Consider the following 20,523-nt stretch of genomic DNA (forward strand, 5'->3'; position numbering starts at 1 on the left):
AATCATCCCATCAAAATCTCATGCATGTCTTCCGCCGCATCGCGCCCTTCGGCCACGGCGGTCACGGTCAGATCGTCGCCGCCCGTGGCACAATCGCCCCCGGCCCAGACGCCCATGATCGAGGTCCGCCCCGCGCCCGTCACGGCGATCTTGCCGCCATCCAGATCAAGGATGCTGGGCACTTCGCCCAAGGTCTGGCCGATGGCGCGGAACACCTGATCGGCAGCGATGCGGAACGTCTCGCCCGTGCCCACCAGCTTACCGCCCTGATCGGCAGTGTACTCCAGCTCGAGCTCGGTCGCGGCACCATTGCCGTGTACGGCGACGGGCATGACGTTGGTCAGGATGCGCACGCCGTTGCTGGTCGCCAGATCCTGTTCGAACTTGGACGCGCCCATGCGGTCGGTGCCGCGGCGATAGGCGATGGTCACCGTCTCGGCCCCCAGCAGCTTGGATTGCACCGCCGCATCCACGGCCGTCATCCCGCCGCCGATCACCACGACGTTGCGGCCCACGGGCAATTTGGTCAGGTCATCCGCCTGCCGCAGGTCCGCGATAAAGGAAATGGCGTCCGCCACGCCGTCACGATCCGTTCCTTCGGCCTGCAGCGCATTCACACCGCCCAGACCGACACCCAGAAAGACCGCGTCGAACTCTTCTTGCAGACCGGGAAGCGTCAGCCCCTGCCCCAGACCCTTGCCCGTCTCCAAAGAGATACCGCCGATGCGCATCAGCCAATCGACCTCGGCCTGGGCGAAGTTGTGGGTGCTTTTGTAAGCCGCGATCCCATATTCGTTCAGACCGCCCGGCTTGGCCTTGGCGTCATAGATCACCACGTCATGGCCTTTCATCGCCAGACGATGCGCGCAGGACAGGCCCGCAGGCCCCGCACCGACAACGGCGACACGTTTGCCGGTCGGCTCTGCCCGGTCGAAGGGGTGGACGTTCTTTTCCATCAGCGTATCGGTGGCATAGCGCTGCAGCTCACCGATTTTGACCGGCTTGCCTTCGGCCGCCTCGCGCACGCAGGCCTCTTCGCACAGCGTTTCCGTCGGGCAGACGCGGGCGCACATGCCGCCCAGAATGTTCTGATCGAAAATCGTCTTGGCCGCCGCTTCGGGCGTTTCCGTCGCGATCTGACGGATGAACAAGGGAATATCGATCGACGTCGGACAGGCCGTCACGCAGGGCGCGTCATGGCAGAAATAGCAGCGGTCCGCAGCCACCTGCGCCTCGTGCCGGTCCATCGGCGGGTGCAGATCGCTGAAATTCTCGGCCAATGTGGCCTGATCCAGCCGTCCGGCCGTGATGCCATTGGTGTGGGTCCTGGGGGATTGCGTCATGGGTCTCTCCGCTTTGCCTTGGGATGAGCCTGACACAGGGTTCAGTTTTTACCAAATGGTAAATTTTCGGAATCTGCGGATCCGGGGCCTTCCGCAAAGGCAGCGATGAAAAACCGTGCAAAGCGGTTTGGTGGGGGGCGAAGCGTGTTGGAACGCAAAAGGCCCCGGCGCTGTGCCGAGGCCTGTGATGCATTATCAATGTCCGCCTGGGGCAACCGAAGCAGCGACCATAAGATCAGCGGATCGCCCGTCCTTATTTAACGATCAGCAGATCGTCAGGGTTCGTGCCCTTGCCGGTCAGGTCCTTGAACCATTCCGGCTGACGGCCACGCCCGCTCCACGTCAGTTCGGGGTTTTCGGGGTGGCGATATTTCGGCGGATTGGACTTTTTGGTTTTGCCGCCGGTCAGGTCGGCAAGGGAAAAGCCCATTTCAGCAGCCTTGGCTTCCAATTCAGCCAGCGCGGCCTTCTTCTTGCGATCTTCAAAGGACTTGATTGCAACATCCACGTCCTTGCGAAGCTTCTTCAGCTCATCCAAAGACATATTGCCCAGGTCAATTGCAGTCATGTGACACTCTTTTCTGTTCTTGCTTGTTTGAACCGTCAAACCGTTTCAACAACAATTTATATTCGCTATTCATTAATAAAAATCTAATCAAGTTCAATTTTGTGTCAGAACTAAAAAGGCCGGGATCGCTTCCCTGCAATCCCGACCATTCTGCAATACATTTAAGCGCTTTACGCCTTGATCGTTTCCTTGCTGGCGACAAGGCTGCCCACAACGTTTTCGATCATGTGCAGCCCCGCATTCTGACCCAAGGACATAATGGATTCGGGGTGGAATTGGACGGCTGCAATCGGCAGGTCCTTATGTTCCAGCCCCATGACGATCCCATCGTCTGTCTGAGCCGAGATACGGAATTGATCGGGCACGGTCGCCGCAATCGCATGAAGCGAATGATACCGCCCAATTGCAACCGTTTCGGGCAATCCATCAAAAACGACACCCGGGTCAGTCACTTGAATACGCGAAGGTTTTCCGTGCATCGGGATTTCCAATTGCCCCAAGGTCGCGCCGAAATGTTCAGCAATCGCCTGCAACCCAAGACACACCCCGAATAGGGGCAGGCCCCGGTCCAGAGCTTTGGAAATCGTGCCGCTGCAATCGAAATCCCTGGGATTACCCGGCCCCGGCGACAGCACAACCAGATCAGGTTTGAAATCCTCGAATACCTTGTCGGCCACGGGGGAACGGGTCGTCAGCACCTCGGCCCCGGTCTGGCGGAAATAATTGGCCAGCGTGTGCACGAAACTGTCTTCGTGATCGACCAGCAGGATGCGCCGCCCCTGCCCGCGCTGAACACGCCAATCGTCACCGCCGCCGTCATTCACGCGAACGTCGCCGCGAATGGCCGCGCGCATGGCGCTGGCCTTCAGTTCGGTTTCGGCCTCTTCTTCGTCCGGGTCACTGTCGAACAGCAGCGTCGCACCGGCCCGCACCTCGGCCACGCCGTCTTTGATCCGGATGGTGCGCAGGGTCAGGCCGGTGTTCATGTCACCGTCAAAACCGATGGCCCCAACCGCGCCACCATACCAGTAGCGCGTTGATTTTTCGTGCTTTTCGATAAACCGCATCGCCCACAGTTTGGGCGCGCCCGTTACCGTCACGGCCCAGGCGTGGCTTAGGAAGGCGTCAAAGGCGTCCATGCCCTGACGCAGGCGACCTTCGATATGATCGACCGTGTGGATCAGGCGCGAATACATCTCGATCTGACGCCGCCCGATCACCCGGACAGACCCCGGCTCACAGACGCGGGATTTGTCGTTGCGATCCACGTCGGAACACATCGTCAGCTCGCTCTCGTCCTTTTTGGATTGCAGCAGCTTGAGGATTTGTTCGCTGTCCTCGATCGCATCGGCCCCACGTTTAATGGTGCCGGAAATCGGGCAGGTTTCGACCCGGCGACCAGTGACACGCACGAACATCTCGGGGCTGGCCCCGACAAGGTATTCGCGGTCGCCAAGGTTCATGATGAACCCGAACGGCGCCGGGTTTATCTTTTTCAGCCGTTTGAAAATGGCCGAAGGGCTGTCTTTGCAGGGCTCGTAAAAAACCTGCCCTGGAACCACTTCGAACAGATCGCCCCGGACAAAGCTTTTCTTGGCCTCGCGGACCAGTTCTGCGTATTCGCCGGGATTATGATCACCGCGCGGAATGTCCTGCGAACCGATCTGAAATGGCTCGGCCTCTCCGCCGCCATGAATACCTTCGGTCGACAGATCACCCAGAGTGAATTCGTATTGGTACCGCGATGCCGAGGCGGAATAATGGTCCGCCACCAGAAGATCGTCGGCCAGAAACAGAACCAGATCGCGCTGATCCTCGGGCCGCTCCAGATGGAAATCGATCGGTTCGAATTGGAACGCCAGATCGTAGCCAAACGCACCATACAGACCAAGATGGTGGTCTTCGTCGGATTTGAAATAGGCCACGATCGCGCGCAGAACCGAAAACACCGACGGCGCGCGGGACCGTTCTTCTTCGTTATAAACGCGGTCCGGCGTGCGAATGATCAGATCGAATTGGTCCTCACTCGCCGTAAACTCCGCCACTTCGGCCAAGTTGGCCACCGCGTCGCGCATCATCGCCAGAATGATCCGCCCCCGCGCATTCAGCGCGGCGATCCGCATGTTGCGGCCGCGGCTTTCCACTACGACGGGCGGTTCGGCAAAACCGAACTCCCACCGGGTGTAGCGACCGGGATATTCGTAATTCGAAGAAAACAACGCCCCGCGATGGCTGTCCAATTGTTCCGCCAGCGCATCGCTGTCGCGGGAATAGTCGGCCGGGATTTCGCGCCGGGTCACGGTCAGACCGCCTTGGGTCCGGTAAGTCAGATCAGTCATGAAACTCTCGTCTAGAAAGGGCGGACCAAACGGTCGCCGCAAAAGCAATCGGGATTAGCAGACAATTACGCCGCGCCATCGCCCTTCGATCTGATTGCCCTGCCACAGGATGCCGGTCATGGCATTGCCCTTCTTGTCCAAACGCCAAATCGGTACCAATTGCTTTTGGGGATGTAAATATGTGCGGACGTCAAAATACGGGTTGGCCGGTGATGCGACCACGCCCCTTGGCCCGCCGCGAAGCTAAGGGTAGCGTCAGCGCGACTATTCACACAAAAAGGCCCAGCCGATGTCCCTGCCCCCTCTGCCCGACCGTCCCTTGAACATCACCGTCTATGGCGCGGGCGCCATCGGTGGCTTGATCGGCGCGCTTTTGACGAAATCCGCAGGCACCGGCGATATCGGAGAGGTCACGCTGATCGCCCGGGGCGCCCATCTGGCTGCAATGAAAGCGGACGGCCTGCGCCTGCGCCGCCCCGACGGGGAAATCGAGGTGATCCCCGTCACAGCCACCGACGATCCCGCCAGCCTGCCGCCGCAGGACGTGGTCATCACCGCGTTGAAAGGCCACCAGATCCCGCCCCTGGCTGACACGCTGGCCGCGCTCATGGCCCCGCATGGCCGCATCCTGCCAGTCGTGAACGGCGTGCCGTGGTGGTACCCGATCCCCGATGGCAAGGGCGGCACCAAGGGAGCGGAAGAGGTCGATCCCGGCGGTGTCCTATGGTCTGCCATCGGGCCAGAGCGCGCGATCGGGTCCATCGCCTACCTCGGCGCGTCGTCGCCGGAGCCGGGGCTGATTTCCTATGACATCGAAGGCTATCTGGACCTTGGCCGCCTGCCGGGAGAGGACCGCACGGATGTGGAACGGATCGCGGCGCTGCTGGAAGGCGCGGGCTGGATGATCCGCCAGACGCAGCCGTTCCAGAACGCGCTGTGGGCCAAGATGATGTCGAATTGTTCGCTGAACGCCGTGGCGGCCATCACGCGGACCTCGAGCGGGGTAAACCTGAACTCTCAACCGATCTACGATTTCACCGGTGCGATCATGGAAGAGGTCCGCGCCATCGCCGCCGCGGAAGACGCGGAAATCGCCATGACCACCGAAAAGCGCCTGTCGCTGGCGATGCGGAACGGCGGTTTCAAGCCCTCGACCCTGCAGGATCTTGAAAAGGGTCGCCCGATGGAGATCGAGCCGATCTTTGCCGCCGCCGCCGCTGTGGGTCATGCCAAAGGGGTGCCCTGCCCGATGCTGGACTTGGCGACGGAAATCTTGCGGTTCGTGGAGACATCGCGGGAATTGTAGTCGTTGATTTTAGGCGCTGAGGGCAGCGCCGGCCCGGGGTGGCGCGATAGCGCCGCCCATGGGGGCGGGTCGGCGCTGCCCGGCGTTACCGCCGGGCGGGACCTATGATCGAACTCATCTTAAAGTCTCGCCCGACACAATCGGGGGCGCTGCCCCCGGACCCCCGAGGTATTTGCCAACCAGAAGAAGCAATGCCTTTTGCCTTTAATGCCGCGCGTGGGCACCCTATCTTGGCCCTATGGGCAGTAAGGGGCAGACCACGTGATACTTGGCGATATTGCCGACAGCATGGCGCGGCAGGTCGAGGCGGTGGGCGACACCGTCTCGGAAGCGTTTTTTGAGCCGGTCATCCGTCTGGGCGTCACCGGGCTGGCGCGCGCGGGCAAAACGGTGTTCATCACCTCTTTGGTTGCGAACCTGCTGGACCGGGGCCGTATGCCCGGCCTTCTGGCCCAGTCCGAAGGCCGCATTGTCAGCGCCTATCTGCAACCCCAGCCCGACGACACCATCCCCCGGTTTGAGTATGAAAACCACCTGTCGGCTCTGACCGCCGCCGCGCCGCATTGGCCCGACAGCACCCGCGCGGTCAGCGAATTGCGCCTGTCGCTGAAGGTCCGGCCCTCGGGCCTGCTGTCAGGGTTTCAGGGGCCGCGCGTGGTGCATCTTGATATCGTCGATTACCCGGGCGAATGGCTGCTGGACCTTGGCCTGCTGGATCGCAGCTATGCCGATTGGTCATCAGAAATGCTGGCCCGCCTTGCCGACCGGGAAGAGGCGCATGATTTCCTTTACGCGACCCGCGCCTTCGCCAACCGCGACACATGGGAAGAGCCTGACGCACAGGCCATAGCCCGCGCCTACACCAGCTATCTGGAGGCCGCGCGCGCAGCGGGCTATTCCGACCTGACCCCGGGCCGCTTTCTGTTGCCCGGCGAAATGGCAGGATCGCCTGCCCTGACCTTCGCGCCCCTGCCGCCCGAAGACAGCGCGCCCCGCAAAGGCCTGTGGCGCGAAATGGAGCGGCGGTTCGAGGCCTATAAATCTCAGGTCGCCAAGCCGTTTTTCCGCGACCACTTTGCCCGGATCGACCGTCAGGTGGTGCTGGTCGATGCCCTTGGCGCGATCCACAAAGGCCCCCGCGCGGTCGAAGACCTGCGCCAGACGATGACCGACATCCTTGGCGCCTTCCGCCCCGGGCGCAATTCTTTCCTGTCGCGCATTCTGATCGGGCAGCGGGTGGAAAAGATTCTTTTTGCCGCAACCAAGGCCGACCACCTGCACCACACGCAGCATGGCGCGCTGTCGGGCATTATGCAGGCGCTGGTGCGCGACGCCGTGGACCGCGCCCAATTCGCAGGGGCCCAGACCGACGCCATGGCCATCGCCGCCCTGCGCGCCACGGTCGAGGAAACGCTGACGCATGACGGCGCGCCGCTGGATTGCGTGCGCGGCACCCTGCTGAACCCCGACGGCACGCGGGGCCGGATGGCGGCCATGTATCCCGGCGAACTGCCAGAAGACCCGGCGCGCCTGCTGAACCCCGCCCGTCAGGGGCAGGACACATGGCTGGACGGCGAATACGATCTGATGGCCTTTGCCCCCGCCGCGCTGCGCCTGAAACCCGGCGAAGGTCCACCCCACATCCGGCTGGACCGCGCCGCGCAATTTCTGATCGGGGACCGGATATGAGTCTTGTGATCCGCGATGCCCGCCCCTTGGACGCCGGCGCCTGTGGGGCGATCCTTGGCCAAGCAATCCGCGACCACCGCTGGATGCCGCAGCTTCATTCGGGGGCCGAAGACATCGCCCATGCAGGCCGGATGATCGACCTTGGCTGGGTGCGCGTCGCCGAAGACGGGGTGATCCGGGGGTTTCTGGCGCGCGAAGACAATTATGTGCACGCGATTTACGTCGCCCGCGGATCGCGCGGCGCAGGCATCGGGCGGCAATTGATCGAAGACGCGCGACGGACCTGTGGGCAGATCGAATTGCACACCTTTCTGGCCAATGCTGGGGCGCGGCGGTTCTATGCAAAACTGGGGTTCAAGGAGCTTGAGACCTCGGACGGGGACAGCAACGACGAAGGCCTGCCCGATGTCCGCCTGATCTGGCCCGCACCAAACCTGTCCGCGCCGCATCTGGAGGACGCACGATGACCGAGCAGAAACGCCGTGGCCCGGTGATGATCGACCTGGACGACACGCCGAAGGCTGAGGCCGAGGTTCGCCCCGACACCGCGCCCCCCGTTCCCGACATGGTCGCGCCCAAGGGTCAGGCCATGCAGATCGCCGCCACTCTGGCCGCGCGCCGCCCCTCGCGACTGGCGCGGTGGTTCTGGGGCCTGCTGATGACGGTGCTGGGAACGGTGGTGTCGGTCGCGGCGTGGAACTTCGTCACCGGGCTGATTGCGCAGACGCCCTGGCTGGGATGGGCCGTGACCGCGCTGCTGGTGCTGTTCGCGCTGGTCTGTCTGGCGATCGTGGTCAAAGAAGTGGCCGCCTTCTCTCGACTGGCGCGCATGGACCGGATGCACCATCTCGCGGATGAGGCGCGGGTCGAAAAAGACCTGTCCAAAGCACGTGATTTCGTGACCCGGCTGGAAACGCTCTATCGTGCACGATCAGACCTAAGCTGGCACCGCGACCGCTTTGCCGAACGGCGAGAAGAGCAATTCGATGCCGACAGCCTGATGGCGCTGGCCGAGGCAGAGCTGATCGCCCCCCTAGACGCCGCCGCCTTGAAAGAGGTCGAAGCCGCCGCCCGACAGGTCGCTACGGTGACCGCGCTGGTGCCTTTGGCTTTTGCCGATGTGATCGCGGCCATGACCAGCAACATCCGCATGATCCGCCGCGTGGCCGAGGTTTACGGCGGGCGATCCGGCACCTTGGGATCGCTGCGCCTGACGCGGGCGGTCATGACGCATCTGGTGGCCACGGGCGCGGTGGCTGTGGGCGATGACATGATCGGATCGGTTCTGGGCGGCAACGTTCTGGCCCGCCTGTCCCGCCGCTTTGGCGAAGGCGTGGTGAATGGCGCGCTGACGGCCCGCGTCGGCGTCGCCGCGATGGAAGTGTGCCGCCCGATGCCCTTTGGCGAAGGCCGCCGCCCCAAGGTCACACGCGTGTTGCAAAGCGCTTTGACCGGACTGTTTGGCGAAGGCAAAGAGGCATGAGCTGGTGGCGGCGTCTGACCCGACGGCGCGGGCCGGGAGAGGCCACCGCGCCTGAGGTGCCAGACCACCCAGTTGATCGTGAAGACCCGGCTGTCGCGCTGGCCCTGAAGGTGCTGGCAGAGGAAGGCGACACGGTCGACGACGCCCTAATCGCCCGCGCGCTGGAGGTGGCAAAGGCCGACTACGACGCCGCCCCGGACGAGGAGAAGCCCGAGAAGATGCGCAAAGTGGCGCAGCTGTCGGTGCAGAAGGCTCTGGCGAAAGCGCAGCGGGAGAAGTTTCGGTCTTAGCTCCTATGAGCCATGAGTTCGAAGCAGAGAGACGCGCCCGACCCTGGGATGGCGCATCACTCCGCTTGTGGTCATCGATTTATCTCAAAAGCATCGAGCTAATCCTGAACGACGACCGACATCGCCAATGCGCCCTCCCGGGGGGAGGGTCGAGCGCGTCTCGGGCTAGACGCCCGAGACAAGGTGTGAACGGATAGCAGACCGCTTTGTCGCGAACCCTACCCGTCGCGGGGGCTCTGCCCCCGGTCCCCCGAGGTATTTGCCAACCAGAAGAAGTAGGGGCGCTTGGTCACAAAGCCTCTCCGGGCTTTACCCTGCCCTGCCCCACGCCTATAAGGCGCTCAAGATGTACCTGAATGCGATCATCATTCGAATTACATGCCCGGCGCTCTGAGATCTGAGCCGCCGGGACAAGGCGTATGGGATACCGCGCCGCCCCTTCCCAAAACCTGAAAACTACGAACGGATCACTGGATATGTGCGCCGATACGCCGACGAACGACGTTGATTACAAAGACACGCTGAACCTGCCTCAGACCGATTTCCCGATGCGGGCCGGTCTGCCCAACCGCGAACCCAACTGGTTGGAGCGGTGGGAAAAAATCGGGGTCTACGACCGCCTGCGGGAAAAGGAAGGGCGCGAGCCGTTCATCCTGCACGATGGCCCGCCCTATGCGAACGGGAACCTTCACATCGGCCACGGGCTGAATAAGATCCTCAAGGACATGATCGTCCGGTCGCATCAGATGATGGGCCGCGACGCGCGCTATGTCCCCGGCTGGGATTGCCACGGTCTGCCCATCGAATGGAAGATCGAAGAACAATACCGCAAGAAGGGCAAGAATAAGGACGAGGTTCCGGTGGTCGATTTCCGCCAGGAATGCCGCGCCTTTGCCGACAGCTGGATCGACGTGCAGCGCACCGAGTTCAAACGTCTGGGCATCACCGGCAACTGGGCCAACCCCTACCTGACGATGGATTACCATGCGGAGCGTGTCATCGCAGAGGAATTCATGAAGTTCCTGATGAACGGTTCGCTCTATCAAGGCTCCAAGCCCGTGATGTGGTCGCCCGTTGAGAAGACCGCGCTGGCCGAGGCCGAGGTGGAATACCACGACAAGGAAAGCTTCACGATCTGGGTAAAGTTCAAGGTCGTGGGCACGGGCGACGACCGACTGGACGGGGCAAACGTGGTGATCTGGACCACGACGCCCTGGACCATGCCGTCGAACAAAGCCGTCGTTTATGGCGCTGATTTTGCTTACGGTCTGTACGAAGTGACCGGCACTCCGGACGAATGCTGGGCCAATGTCGGCGACCGGTTCATTCTGGCCGATGCGCGCGCGGCTGACGTTTTTGCCCGCGCCCGGCTTGAGGATGGCATGTGGACCCGCGTGGGCGACGTGACCCAGGATGAGCTGGCGAAGATCAGCCTTGAGCATCCGCTGAAGGGCGCCGAGGGCGGCAACGGCGAATGGGACGACATCCGTGATTTCCGCGCGGCGGATTTTGTCACCGACACCGAAGGCACCGGCTTTGTCCATTGCGCCCCGTCCCACGGGATGGAGGAATACGAGCTATACCGTGACCTTGGCATGTTGGAACAGGTCATCACCTACAACGTGATGGACGACGGGTCGTTCCGGCCCGACCTGCCGTTCTTTGGCGGCAAGTACATCCTTAGTCGCAAGGGCGGCGAAGGCGATGCCAACAAAGCCGTCATCGACAAGCTGGTCGAGGTTGGCGGCCTGCTGGCGCGCGGCAAGATCAAGCACTCTTACCCGCATTCGTGGCGCTCAAAAGCTCCGGTCATCTATCGCAACACGCCGCAGTGGTTCGCCGCCATCGACAAGCCCGTCGGCGGCAATGACACTTATGGCAAAACGATCCGCGAACGCGCCTTGGCCAGCATCGACCAGCTGGTGAAATGGCATCCGCAGTCGGGCCGTAACCGCCTATATTCGATGATCGAATCCCGCCCTGACTGGGTTCTGTCCCGTCAGCGGGCATGGGGTGTGCCGCTGACCTGCTTCGTCAAGAAAGGCGCGCTGCCGACCGATCCTGACTACCTGCTGCGGAATGAAGCCGTGAACGCCCGCATCGCCGAGGCGTTCGAGGCCGAAGGCGCGGATTGCTGGTACATGGACGGCGCGAAGGAACGCTTCCTGGGCACAGACGCTGACCCCGAGGCCTATGAGCAGGTGTTCGACGTGCTCGACGTGTGGTTCGACTCGGGCTCCACCCACGCGTTTGTCCTGCGCGACCGCGAAGACGGCAGCCCCGACGGGATCGCTGACGTCTATCTGGAAGGCACCGACCAGCACCGCGGGTGGTTCCATTCCTCGATGCTGCAGGCCTGTGGCACGCTTGGCCGCGCGCCTTATCGCAACGTGGTGACGCATGGGTTCACGCTGGACGAAAAGGGCATGAAGATGTCCAAATCGCTTGGCAACACCATCGTGCCCGAAGAGGTCGTCAAGCAATACGGCGCGGATATCCTGCGTCTGTGGGTGGCTCAGGTCGACTATTCCGCCGACCAGCGGATCGGGCCAGAGATCCTGAAAGGCGTGGCCGACAGCTATCGCCGTCTGCGCAACACGCTGCGGTTCATCCTCGGCTCGCTGCCCGAAGACGTCCCCGCCCTGCCCGACGATCTGCCGGAACTGGAACGCCTGATCCTGCACCGCGTGGTCGAGGTCGATGAGGCCGTGCGCACAGGCTACCAGACCTTCGATTTCCAAAAGGCATGGCGCGCGGTCTTTGACTTCGCGACGACGGACCTGTCGGCCTTCTACTTCGACGTGCGCAAGGACACGCTCTATTGCGACGCCGAGGACAGCCCGCGCCGCGTGGCCTGCGAAGCCGTGCTGGGCGTGCTCTACGATCACATGGTGCACTGGCTGGCCCCTATCCTGACCTTCACCTCGGAAGAGGTCTGGCTGGAACGGAACCCCGGCGACGGATCCTCGGTCCACCTGACGGACATGCCTCAGGTCAACGCCGCATGGCGCGACGACGAACTGGCCGCCCGGTCCAAGCAGGTCCGCGCGGTGCGTCGGGTCGTGACGGGCGCGTTGGAACAGAAACGCCGTGACAAGGTCATCGGCTCGTCGCTGGAGGCCGCACCGATCGTGCACCTTAGCGCGGACCTGGCCGCTCTGATCACCAACCCCGAAACCTTCGCCGATCTCTGCATCACCTCCGGTGTGGAACTGACGGATGCGCCCGCGCCTGCGGATGCCTTCCGCCTGCCCGAGGTGGACGGCGTGGCTGTCGTCTTTGCCGAGGCTGACGGGGAAAAGTGCCAGCGCTGCTGGAAGATCCTACCGGACGTCGGCACGCATGAGCACAGCGGCGTCTGCGGGCGCTGTGATGCGGCGCTGGACTAAGGCGCGAGGAGATAGGCAATAAGAAAGGGCGGCCCGATGTGGCCGCCCTTTTTCTTAACACATCGAACATAGGTTCCGCCCGGCGGAAACGCCGGGCAGCGCCGACCCGCCCCCATGGGCGGCGCTATCGCGCCACCCCGGGTCGGTCGCTGCCCTCAGGAATAGATACGAAGATACAGCCTAAACCGCCTGCTCTTTCGGCCGCATCACCAGCCAGATCAGCGCGCCGCCCGCCAGCATAAGGAAGGGGGCCATGGCAAGGTTCACCGCCGTCCAGCCCGCCTGTGCAGACCCGCCCGAACAGTTCATCAACCCGCCCGACGCCATGGACGCCACGGTCACGCCGCCAAAGACGATCAGGTCGTTCAGACCCTGCATCCGGCCCCGCTCGTGCGGCTCATGCGCGCCGGCTAGCATCGTGGTCGCGCCGATGAAGCCAAAGTTCCAGCCGATCCCCAACAAGACCAGCGCGATAAAAAAGTTCTCAAGGTCCACACCGTTCAGCGCCACCGCGCCCGCGCCCGCAAGGATCACCAGACCCGCCGCCACGATCTTTTCGACCCCAAAGCGCGCGATCAGATGGCCGGTGAAGAACGACGGAATATACATCGCCAACACGTGCATACTGACCACATCCGCCGCATTGCCCTTGTCGAACCCGCAACCCACGACCGCCAGCGGGGTCGAGGTCATCACAAGGTTCATCAGCGCGTAAGATACCATCGCGCAAATCACTGCCACGGCGATCCGCGGGGTTTTCAACAGCTCCAACCGCGACCGCCCCTTGGGCGCATCTTCGGACGGCACAGGCGGCTTGGGGATGTCGATCAGCATGAACAGCAGCGATCCCACCACGTTCAGCACCAGCACCGCGATATAAGTGCCTAGGAAAGGCACCACCATCGCATCCGCCGTCACCTTGACCAGCTGCGGCCCGATCAAAGCCGCCGCCAGACCACCGGCCATGACATAGGAAATCGCTTTGGGGCGGAACTCGTCCGAGGCGGTATCAGCGGCGGCAAAACGGTAAAACCCCTGCGCCGACATATAGATACCGGTAAAGAACGACCCCAGCAGGAACAGCGGAAACGACGCGTAATACAGGCCAATCGCCCCGATCACACCGCCGACCGCACCGCCCAAAGCCCCCAGAAAGAACCCGGCGCGGCGGCCGTATTTCTGCATGATTGCCGATACAGGCGTCGCCGCAATCATCGATCCCAAGACGATCATCGAAATCGGCAGCGTCGCGAAACAGACATTCGACGCCAGCGACTGCCCCGCCAGCCCGCCAATGGTAAAGATCATCGGCATTTGCGATCCCAGAATGGCCTGCGCCAGAACCAGAACCATTACGTTGCGCTTGGCGCGGGAATCGTCGGGGATATATTCAGAACTGCTCATGCGAAATCCGTAGCCCGCACCACACCCCTGCGCAAGATCTCGTGATGTGCAGCGCTGCACAGTCGCAGCTTTGGCGCGGTCCGGGCGCGGCGTCAGGCCCGGTCGATCAGATGCGCGAACGACCCGGCCACATGTCCACGTCGCAACCCCATGTCGTCCAGACGGGTGCCTTCCGCGTCCCAGGCGGCAAACAGCGGATCACCTTCGGCTTTCATCGTGCGGGCATAGTGGAACTCATGCCCCGCCCATGTCCCCTGCATAGGCCCGCCAAGCGCCTGCAACTGCCGATAGCCCAGATGCAACTGCCGCATGAAGAACGACGTCTCCAACCCCAAAAGCCCCGCCATTTCGTGGCGATTGCCCTCGGCATCCACCAGACCTTCGCCCAGCACCATGTAGCCGCCGCATTCGCCGTAGACGGGCCCCATGCGCGCATGAGCTTTCAGCGAATAGATGAACTTGGCAGCCGCGCTGATCCGTCCGGCGTGTAACTCGGGATAACCACCGGGCAGATAGACGAAATCCGCCTGCGGAACGGGATCGTCCTCCAGCGGTGAAAACGGCAGGATCTCGGCCCCGACGGCGCGCCAATCGGCCAGAAGATGTGGGTAGGCAAAGGCAAAGGCCTGATCCTGCGCCACGGCAATCCGTTGGGCCGGCGGGTCGATACGCCGCGCGGACTGGGCTGGGGGCATCTCTTCCGTCAGCGCCAGAAAGGCCTCTGTATCAAAGGGCTGATCTCCGGGCACGCCCTCGGCCAGCGCATCTGCGGCAAGGTCCAGAAACGCGTCCAGATCGGCGCGTTCCCCCGCCTGCACCAGCCCCAGATGGCGCGACGGCATGGCAAGGTCGGCGCGGCGCGGCATCACGCCCACGACCGGCACCCCCAAGGGCGCCAGCGCGCGGCGGAGCATCCCTGCATGGCGCGCCGATCCGACGTTGTTCAGGATCACCCCCGCGACACGCACACCCGCGTCAAACCCCGCGAACCCGGCGACCAAAGGCGCCACCGATTGCGCCATCCGGCCCGCATCCACGACCAGCACCACAGGAAGGCGCAAGGCCTTCGCCACATCCGCCACCGCGCCCCGCCCGTCTGGCGGCGCGCCATCGAACAGGCCCATCGCCCCTTCGACGATCAGCCTGCCCTCTCCGGCCGCCAAGGATGAAAGCCGCGCAGGCGACATGGCCCAGGCGTCAAGGTTGACACAGACCTGCCCGCAGGCCGCTTCGTGAAATCTGGGATCAATGTAATCCGGGCCCGACTTGGCCCCGCGCACTGCTACACCCGCCCGCGACAACAACCGCAACAGTGCAAGGGTCACGGTGGTCTTACCCGCCCCCGAAGACGGCGCAGCAAGAATTACCCCTGTGCCAGACCTCATCCGATCAGGACGCTTCCGCCGGACGCCCCCGGCCAAGCGGGTCGAGGTTGCGCGGCGCTTCGCCAGCGGCCAGACCCTGCCAGTCCAGCACCTGCCGCATCAGAACAGACCGCCCGATGCACAGGATGGCCGGCGGCTCCATCCCGGCCGCTTCAATGTCCGCGACCATGTTGCCAAGGGTGCTCTCCAGCACCTGCTGGTCCGGCGTCGTGGCGTTCGACACAACGGCGACGGGTTCATCCGCCGGACGCCCCGCGTCCAGCAAGGCCCCCGCGATCTGGCCCACATGCTTCATGCCCATGTAGATCACCAGCACCTGCGCACCTTCGGCAATCGCCTTCCAGTTCAGAGACCCGGGCGTCGCGCCCGACTGGTCGTGTCCGGTGACAAAGGTCACCGACTGGTTCACGTCGCGGTGGGTCACCGGGATACCCGCATAGGCCAGCCCGCCGATCCCCGCCGAAATACCAGGAATGATGCGCACAGGCACACCATGCTGGATCAGCGTCTGCGCCTCTTCCCCGCCACGCCCGAACACGAACGGATCGCCGCCCTTCAGCCGCAACACGCGTTTGCCAGCTTGCGCCAGATCGACCAGCCTCAGGGAAATATCGCGCTGCTTGGCCGACGGCTTGCCGCCGCGCTTACCGGCATAGATATGCTCGGCCTGCGGGGCCCATTGCAGAATATCGGCCTGCACCAAGGCGTCATAGATCACCACATCCGCCTGCCGCAAAGCATTGACCGCATGCAACGTCAGCAGCCCCGGATCACCGGGGCCCGCGCCACACAGCCAGACCCAGCCGGGCTGCATCTCGGGCCAGCCCCCCATGGGGCCTGCAGGAAGGGAAAGGGATTCGCTCATAGGCCCTATATGCAACCTCCGCCCCCCCAAGAAAAGCCCGCGCCCGACACCTCAGCGGTCAAAACGGACGCCAGCCTCTTCTTTGGTCAGACAAATATCCCGGGGAGTGTGAGGGGCAGCGCCCCTCGCGGCCCACACCTCTCAACCGGCAAAAGGATCGTCAGGATAGCCCACGCCCACCAGATACAGCCCATGCCCCGGACAGACCGGCCCACAGGCCGCGCGGTCGCGGGCCTCCAGCGCCTCGCGCACCCGCTCGGGCGGCCAAGACCCCGCGCCGACCCGCTCCAGCGTGCCCACGATGGACCGCACCTGATTGTGCAGAAACGAGCGCGCGCGCAGATGAAACCGCAACTCGGGCCCCGAAAACCCCTCGACCGCCTCGACCCGGATTTCGTCCAGCGTCTTCACCGGGGATTTCGCCTGACAGATCACCGACCGAAACGTCGTGAAATCGTGCAAGCCAATCAAATGCTTGGCCCCGTCGCGCACAAGATCCACATCCAGCTGATGCGGCACCTGCCACACCAGTCCCGCATCATGCGTCGCAGGCGCGCGGCGCATCAGCAGTCGGAACAGATACCGCCGCTCCACCGCCGAAAACCGGGCGTGCCAATCCTCCTCGACCCGCGCACAGGCGCGGATGGCGACGGGCTGCGGCTTCAGATGGAAATTCAGCGCCTCGGACAGGCGGAACGGGTCCCAGTCCTTCGTCAGATCACAATGCGCCACCTGCCCCGTCGCATGCACACCCGCGTCGGTGCGGCCCGCGGCGGCGATCGTATGCGGCCCCGGCTCCAGCTTGGCCAAGGCGTCCTCGATCGCCCCCTGAACCGAGGGCTGGTCCGCCTGCCGCTGCCACCCCGCGAAGGGCGCGCCATGGTATTCGACTAAAAGAGCATATCTGGGCATGGCGCGGGTTTAGAGCGATGTGGAGAGCCGGTCCAGTCCCGACGCTAATGGTCATTACCAAGGGCAGCGCCCGACCCGAGGGTGGGCGCAAAAGCGCCCGCCCATGGGGGCGGGTCGGGCGCTGCCCGGTGTTTCACACCGGGCGGAACATCATTCGAAGCAAACCGCGCTAAAACAACCGCCCCGTCGCCGCCGTCAGCGCCAACCGCATGCGCATCGCAAAGGGCCCCGGCTCCAACCCGTCCGCCTCGACCAACTCCGGATCCCGCGTAGCCCGCGCCAGAACCGCACCAAACCCGGCCAACGGATAGAACGCCGCCCGCGCCGCGCCGGGCACATCGCGCAACCCGCGCCGCACATCCCGCCAGTCAGCCAAACCCGCAGCCGGCAGCTCAGACCAGTCCGCGCCCGCAGGCAACACAGGCCGACCCGCCGCGCGCAAGGCAGGCGCGGCCATCATCCACGACGCTATGCCAAGCGCCCGACCGGCCGCCGGGGCCAGCGCCTCTCCGCCGCCCAAGCGCCGTGCAGCCACCGCGATCAACCCGCCCGCCGTTGCCTCCAGATACGCCCAAAGGGCCGAGACATCCTCGAACGCCGCGCCCTCCACATCCCGGTCCCGCGCGTCGATCAGACGCTCCAGCACCGGCACGTCCTCGGCCCGGATCGCCAGCGCCAGCGGCGTCACCACCTCGTGCCGCCGGATCACTCCACCCTCGGCAATCTCGGCCAGCGCATCGCGCCACCATTGCAACCGCATCCGCGCGATCATCGGCTCGGCCGTGACCCAAGGGGCGCGCGCGACCTCCAGATTAAACGCATAAAGCGGAAACAGCACCTGCCGCGCCGAAACGGGCGCGGCCATAGCCGCCCGAAAGCGCACCGGATCGCCCCGGTCCACCAAGGCCGCGCAGGCCGTAAAATCCAATGCGTCACTCACGCGACAGAAACTCCATGATCGCGGTTAGGCTGCGGGGGTCATCCACCACGTCCAGATGCCCCACCTCTGGCGCCACCACATAGCGGCCCTGCCCGGTAAGACCAGCAAAGGCGGGCTCATACCCTTCCGCTACGAACGCCTCATCCTCGGCTCCGGCGATCAGCAGAAACTCGGGCAGCGCGGCCACATCGGCCTGCCAATCGCGGCGCGGCGCAAAGCCCTTGTTCAACCGCCAGCTATAGGCGGTGGTCGCGCGGTGCCCTTCTGGCCCGTCCAACACGGCTTGCGGCATAGCGAATTCGATCATCGTCAGGTGATCCAGCGCGGTGATCCGGGCCATGTTCAGCATCGACAGCCCCACGACCCGCCGCGTCAGAACCTGCGCCCAACCGCCCGAGTTTTCGCGCGTCATCGGCGCGTCATACTGCACAAAGGGCGCCATCAGCACCGCACGATCCATCAGCGCGCCATGATCGCCCCCGGCAAACCGGATAACCAAGCCCCCGCCCGAGGAATGACCCAGCAGCACAACCTCTTGATCCTGAAACCTTTTGTAGGCTGCTATCAGATCGGCCAGATCGTCTTCCATCTGGCCCACGTAATCCACGTCGCCCCGCCGCGCCGGGCTGGCTCCATGGCCCCGCAGGTCCGGCACCAGCACATCGGCCTGCCAGCTTAGACCGCGGGCCAGCAGATCGAACTGCCCCCCGTCCCAGCCAGAGCCATGCACCAGAACGACCAGTGGCCCGCCATCCGGCCCCTCCAGATGCCGGACCAAGGTCGTCGTCCCATCCCGCAACGCGGCCTCTTGGGTGGGCAAAGGCGCCACCTCCCGATCCATCGTGGTCGAGAAGTCCAGACCCTTCGTTCTGTCCAGCGCCTTGCCGGGCCGATCGCTGACGATCAGAACCAAGGCGATCCCGAAAGTGATGCAGACAGAGATCGCGACAAAAGTCAGAACCCGCAGCATCACTCGGCCGCGTCCCGACCCGCGCCCTGCGTTTCCCGCAGCAGCTTCCAATTGATCGCATCCAACAGCGCCTCGAACGAGGCATCGACGATGTTCGGGCTGACCCCCACGGTGGACCAGCGCCGCCCGGCCCCGTCTTCGCTGTCGATGATGACGCGGGTCACGGCCTCGGTCCCGCCTTGGGTGATCCGCACCTTGAAATCGACCAGTCGCATATCCGCGATCGCGTCCTGATATTGGCCCAAATCCTTGGCCAAAGCGGTCGCCAGCGCGTTCACCGGCCCCCGATCCGTGCCTTCGGCATCCATGGATTCACTGACCGACAGGCGCTTTTCGCCGCCAACCTTCACGACGACCACCGCCTCGGACAGGCTGACCATCTGGTTGTACTTGTTCTTCCGCCGCTCCACAGTCACGCGGTAGCGCTTGACCTCAAAGAACTCTGGCTTGCCGGTCAATACCTCGCGCGCCAGCATCTCGAACGACGCCTGCGCGCTGTCGTAGGTATAGCCGCGATCCTCGCGCGCCTTCACCTCTTCCAAAATACGCGCCAAAGCCGGATCGCCCGGCGCCACCTCCAGCCCCGCATCCGCCAGCCGCTGCCGCAGGTTCGACTGCCCCGCCTGATTGGACATGGGGATGATCCGCGCGTTCCCGACCACGCCGGGATCGATATGCTCATAGGTCGTCGGGTCTTTCAGGATCGCGCTCGCATGCAGCCCCGCCTTATGCGCAAAGGCCGAGGCCCCGACGTAAGGCGCCTGTTTCACCGGCACCCGGTTCAGAATGTCATCCAACTGCCGCGACACCTGCGTCAGCCCGGCCAGCGCCTCTTCGCTCACACCGGTCTCATACAGGCTGCGATACGGTTCCTTTAGCAGCAGCGTCGGGATCAACGTGATCAGGTTCGCATTGCCACAGCGTTCGCCCAGCCCGTTCAGCGTGCCCTGTATCTGCCGCACGCCCGCATCGACTGCCGCCAAGGACCCCGCCACCGCATTGGCCGTGTCATTATGCGTGTGAATACCCAACCGCTCACCGGGCAGCCCCGCCGCGATCACCTCGGTCACGATGCGATGGATTTCCACCGGCAGCGTGCCGCCATTGGTGTCGCACAGCACAATCCAGCGCGCGCCCGCCTCCAAAGCGGCCTTCAGACACTCCAGCGCATAAGCAGGGTTCGACTTGTAGCCGTCAAAGAAATGCTCTGCATCGAACAGCGCCTCGCGCCCCTCAGCCACCAGATGCGCGACCGAGGCGCGGATATTGTCGACGTTCTCGTCCAGCTCAATCCCAAGCGCGGTGGTCACATGGAAATCATGCGTCTTGCCCACCAGACAAACCGACGGCGTCCCCGCATTCACCACTGCCGCCAGCACATCATCATTCGCCGCCGACCGTCCGGCCCGCTTGGTCATGCCAAAGGCCGCCATCGTCGCCCGCGTCTTAGGCGCTTCGGCAAAGAACGCACTGTCGGTCGGGTTCGCCCCAGGCCAGCCGCCTTCGATATAATCAACGCCCAGCCGATCCAGCATCGCGCAGATCTGGTGCTTTTCCGGAGTAGAGAACTGAACCCCCTGCGTCTGCTGCCCGTCCCGCAGGGTGGTATCGTACAGATAAAGCCGCTCTTTAGTCACAAC

The 20,523-nt window shown here is 63.7% G+C and carries 16 protein-coding genes; 6 read left to right on the forward strand and 10 right to left on the reverse strand.

Translation table 11 applies throughout. The annotated features are described in order from the left end of the window. Positions 1-2 precede the first annotated feature (2 nt). From ACI3GR_RS16085 to ACI3GR_RS16095, 3 genes are all read right to left on the reverse strand, one after another. Positions 3-1,343, reverse strand: coding sequence for an NAD(P)-dependent oxidoreductase (locus ACI3GR_RS16085; RefSeq protein ID WP_407496013.1), 1,341 nt, complete (start codon positions 1,341-1,343; stop codon positions 3-5). Between the two features lie 253 nt (positions 1,344-1,596). Beyond that, positions 1,597-1,911, reverse strand: coding sequence for an H-NS histone family protein (locus tag ACI3GR_RS16090; RefSeq protein WP_407496015.1), 315 nt, complete (start codon positions 1,909-1,911; stop codon positions 1,597-1,599). Positions 1,912-2,081: 170 nt separating this feature from the next. After that, entirely contained in the window at positions 2,082-4,250 is a 2,169-nt protein-coding gene (locus ACI3GR_RS16095) for an anthranilate synthase component I (RefSeq protein ID WP_407496017.1), read from the reverse strand. A gap of 289 nt (positions 4,251-4,539) precedes the next feature. On the opposite strand from ACI3GR_RS16095, the gene ACI3GR_RS16100 reads away from it, so the two are divergent. The 6 genes from ACI3GR_RS16100 to ileS all read left to right on the forward strand — a co-directional run bounded on the left by ACI3GR_RS16100 (position 4,540) and on the right by ileS (position 12,407). Next, entirely contained in the window at positions 4,540-5,556 is a 1,017-nt protein-coding gene (locus tag ACI3GR_RS16100; protein WP_407496019.1) for a ketopantoate reductase family protein, read from the forward strand. 261 nt (positions 5,557-5,817) lie between these two features. Further along, positions 5,818-7,245 carry a YcjX family GTP-binding protein gene (locus ACI3GR_RS16105; protein ID WP_407496021.1) on the forward strand — a complete coding sequence of 476 codons (1,428 nt, stop codon included), beginning with the start codon at positions 5,818-5,820 and terminating at the stop codon, positions 7,243-7,245. Continuing rightward, positions 7,242-7,712, forward strand: coding sequence for a GNAT family N-acetyltransferase (locus ACI3GR_RS16110; protein WP_407496023.1), 471 nt, complete (start codon positions 7,242-7,244; stop codon positions 7,710-7,712). Before ACI3GR_RS16105 ends, ACI3GR_RS16110 begins: the two co-directional genes overlap by 4 nt. Continuing rightward, on the forward strand, positions 7,709-8,728 hold the full coding sequence (locus ACI3GR_RS16115; protein WP_407496025.1) for a YcjF family protein: 1,020 nt from the start codon (positions 7,709-7,711) through the stop codon (positions 8,726-8,728). The genes ACI3GR_RS16110 and ACI3GR_RS16115 overlap by 4 nt, the downstream gene beginning before the upstream one ends. Beyond that, entirely contained in the window at positions 8,725-9,018 is a 294-nt protein-coding gene (locus ACI3GR_RS16120; protein ID WP_407496026.1) for a hypothetical protein, read from the forward strand. Before ACI3GR_RS16115 ends, ACI3GR_RS16120 begins: the two co-directional genes overlap by 4 nt. A gap of 476 nt (positions 9,019-9,494) precedes the next feature. Further along, positions 9,495-12,407 carry an isoleucine--tRNA ligase gene (gene ileS, locus ACI3GR_RS16125; RefSeq protein WP_407496028.1) on the forward strand — a complete coding sequence of 971 codons (2,913 nt, stop codon included), beginning with the start codon at positions 9,495-9,497 and terminating at the stop codon, positions 12,405-12,407. A gap of 180 nt (positions 12,408-12,587) precedes the next feature. On the opposite strand, the gene ACI3GR_RS16130 is transcribed toward ileS, so the two are convergent. From ACI3GR_RS16130 to cimA, 7 genes are all read right to left on the reverse strand, one after another. Continuing rightward, positions 12,588-13,811 carry an MFS transporter gene (locus ACI3GR_RS16130; protein WP_407496030.1) on the reverse strand — a complete coding sequence of 408 codons (1,224 nt, stop codon included), beginning with the start codon at positions 13,809-13,811 and terminating at the stop codon, positions 12,588-12,590. A gap of 92 nt (positions 13,812-13,903) precedes the next feature. Beyond that, entirely contained in the window at positions 13,904-15,196 is a 1,293-nt protein-coding gene (locus ACI3GR_RS16135) for a cobyrinic acid a,c-diamide synthase CobB (RefSeq protein ID WP_407496032.1), read from the reverse strand. A 4-nt stretch (positions 15,197-15,200) separates the two neighbouring features. After that, the gene (cobA, locus tag ACI3GR_RS16140; RefSeq protein ID WP_407496033.1) at positions 15,201-16,061 is read right to left on the reverse strand and encodes a uroporphyrinogen-III C-methyltransferase; all 861 of its coding nucleotides are present in this window, start codon (positions 16,059-16,061) and stop codon (positions 15,201-15,203) included. A 141-nt stretch (positions 16,062-16,202) separates the two neighbouring features. Continuing rightward, positions 16,203-16,973: a tRNA pseudouridine(38-40) synthase TruA gene (gene truA, locus ACI3GR_RS16145; RefSeq protein ID WP_407496035.1), complete on the reverse strand. Its 771-nt coding sequence runs from the start codon at positions 16,971-16,973 to the stop codon at positions 16,203-16,205. 169 nt (positions 16,974-17,142) lie between these two features. Further along, entirely contained in the window at positions 17,143-17,913 is a 771-nt protein-coding gene (locus ACI3GR_RS16150) for a squalene/phytoene synthase family protein (protein WP_407496036.1), read from the reverse strand. Then, positions 17,906-18,883: an alpha/beta hydrolase gene (locus ACI3GR_RS16155; protein WP_407496038.1), complete on the reverse strand. Its 978-nt coding sequence runs from the start codon at positions 18,881-18,883 to the stop codon at positions 17,906-17,908. Before ACI3GR_RS16155 ends, ACI3GR_RS16150 begins: the two co-directional genes overlap by 8 nt. Then, complete coding sequence (gene cimA, locus ACI3GR_RS16160) at positions 18,883-20,520, reverse strand: citramalate synthase (protein WP_407496039.1); 1,638 nt, start codon at positions 20,518-20,520, stop codon at positions 18,883-18,885. Before cimA ends, ACI3GR_RS16155 begins: the two co-directional genes overlap by 1 nt. Positions 20,521-20,523 lie beyond the last annotated feature (3 nt).

The organism is Pseudooceanicola aestuariicola (assembly GCF_045763785.1).
Classification (GTDB): Bacteria; Pseudomonadota; Alphaproteobacteria; order Rhodobacterales; family Rhodobacteraceae; genus Pseudooceanicola.

Excerpts from the sequence above, each read along its gene's own strand:
- ACI3GR_RS16085 (WP_407496013.1), bottom strand. The coding sequence starts at position 1,343 with ATGACGCAATCCCCCAGGACCCACACCAATGGCATCACGGCCGGACGG.
- ACI3GR_RS16090 (WP_407496015.1), bottom strand. The coding sequence starts at position 1,911 with ATGACTGCAATTGACCTGGGCAATATGTCTTTGGATGAGCTGAAGAAG.
- ACI3GR_RS16095 (WP_407496017.1), bottom strand. The coding sequence starts at position 4,250 with ATGACTGATCTGACTTACCGGACCCAAGGCGGTCTGACCGTGACCCGG.
- ACI3GR_RS16100 (WP_407496019.1), top strand. The coding sequence starts at position 4,540 with ATGTCCCTGCCCCCTCTGCCCGACCGTCCCTTGAACATCACCGTCTAT.
- ACI3GR_RS16110 (WP_407496023.1), top strand. The coding sequence starts at position 7,242 with ATGAGTCTTGTGATCCGCGATGCCCGCCCCTTGGACGCCGGCGCCTGT.
- ACI3GR_RS16115 (WP_407496025.1), top strand. The coding sequence starts at position 7,709 with ATGACCGAGCAGAAACGCCGTGGCCCGGTGATGATCGACCTGGACGAC.
- ACI3GR_RS16120 (WP_407496026.1), top strand. The coding sequence starts at position 8,725 with ATGAGCTGGTGGCGGCGTCTGACCCGACGGCGCGGGCCGGGAGAGGCC.
- ileS (WP_407496028.1), top strand. The coding sequence starts at position 9,495 with ATGTGCGCCGATACGCCGACGAACGACGTTGATTACAAAGACACGCTG.
- ACI3GR_RS16130 (WP_407496030.1), bottom strand. The coding sequence starts at position 13,811 with ATGAGCAGTTCTGAATATATCCCCGACGATTCCCGCGCCAAGCGCAAC.
- ACI3GR_RS16135 (WP_407496032.1), bottom strand. The coding sequence starts at position 15,196 with ATGAGGTCTGGCACAGGGGTAATTCTTGCTGCGCCGTCTTCGGGGGCG.
- cobA (WP_407496033.1), bottom strand. The coding sequence starts at position 16,061 with ATGAGCGAATCCCTTTCCCTTCCTGCAGGCCCCATGGGGGGCTGGCCC.
- truA (WP_407496035.1), bottom strand. The coding sequence starts at position 16,973 with ATGCCCAGATATGCTCTTTTAGTCGAATACCATGGCGCGCCCTTCGCG.
- ACI3GR_RS16155 (WP_407496038.1), bottom strand. The coding sequence starts at position 18,883 with ATGCTGCGGGTTCTGACTTTTGTCGCGATCTCTGTCTGCATCACTTTC.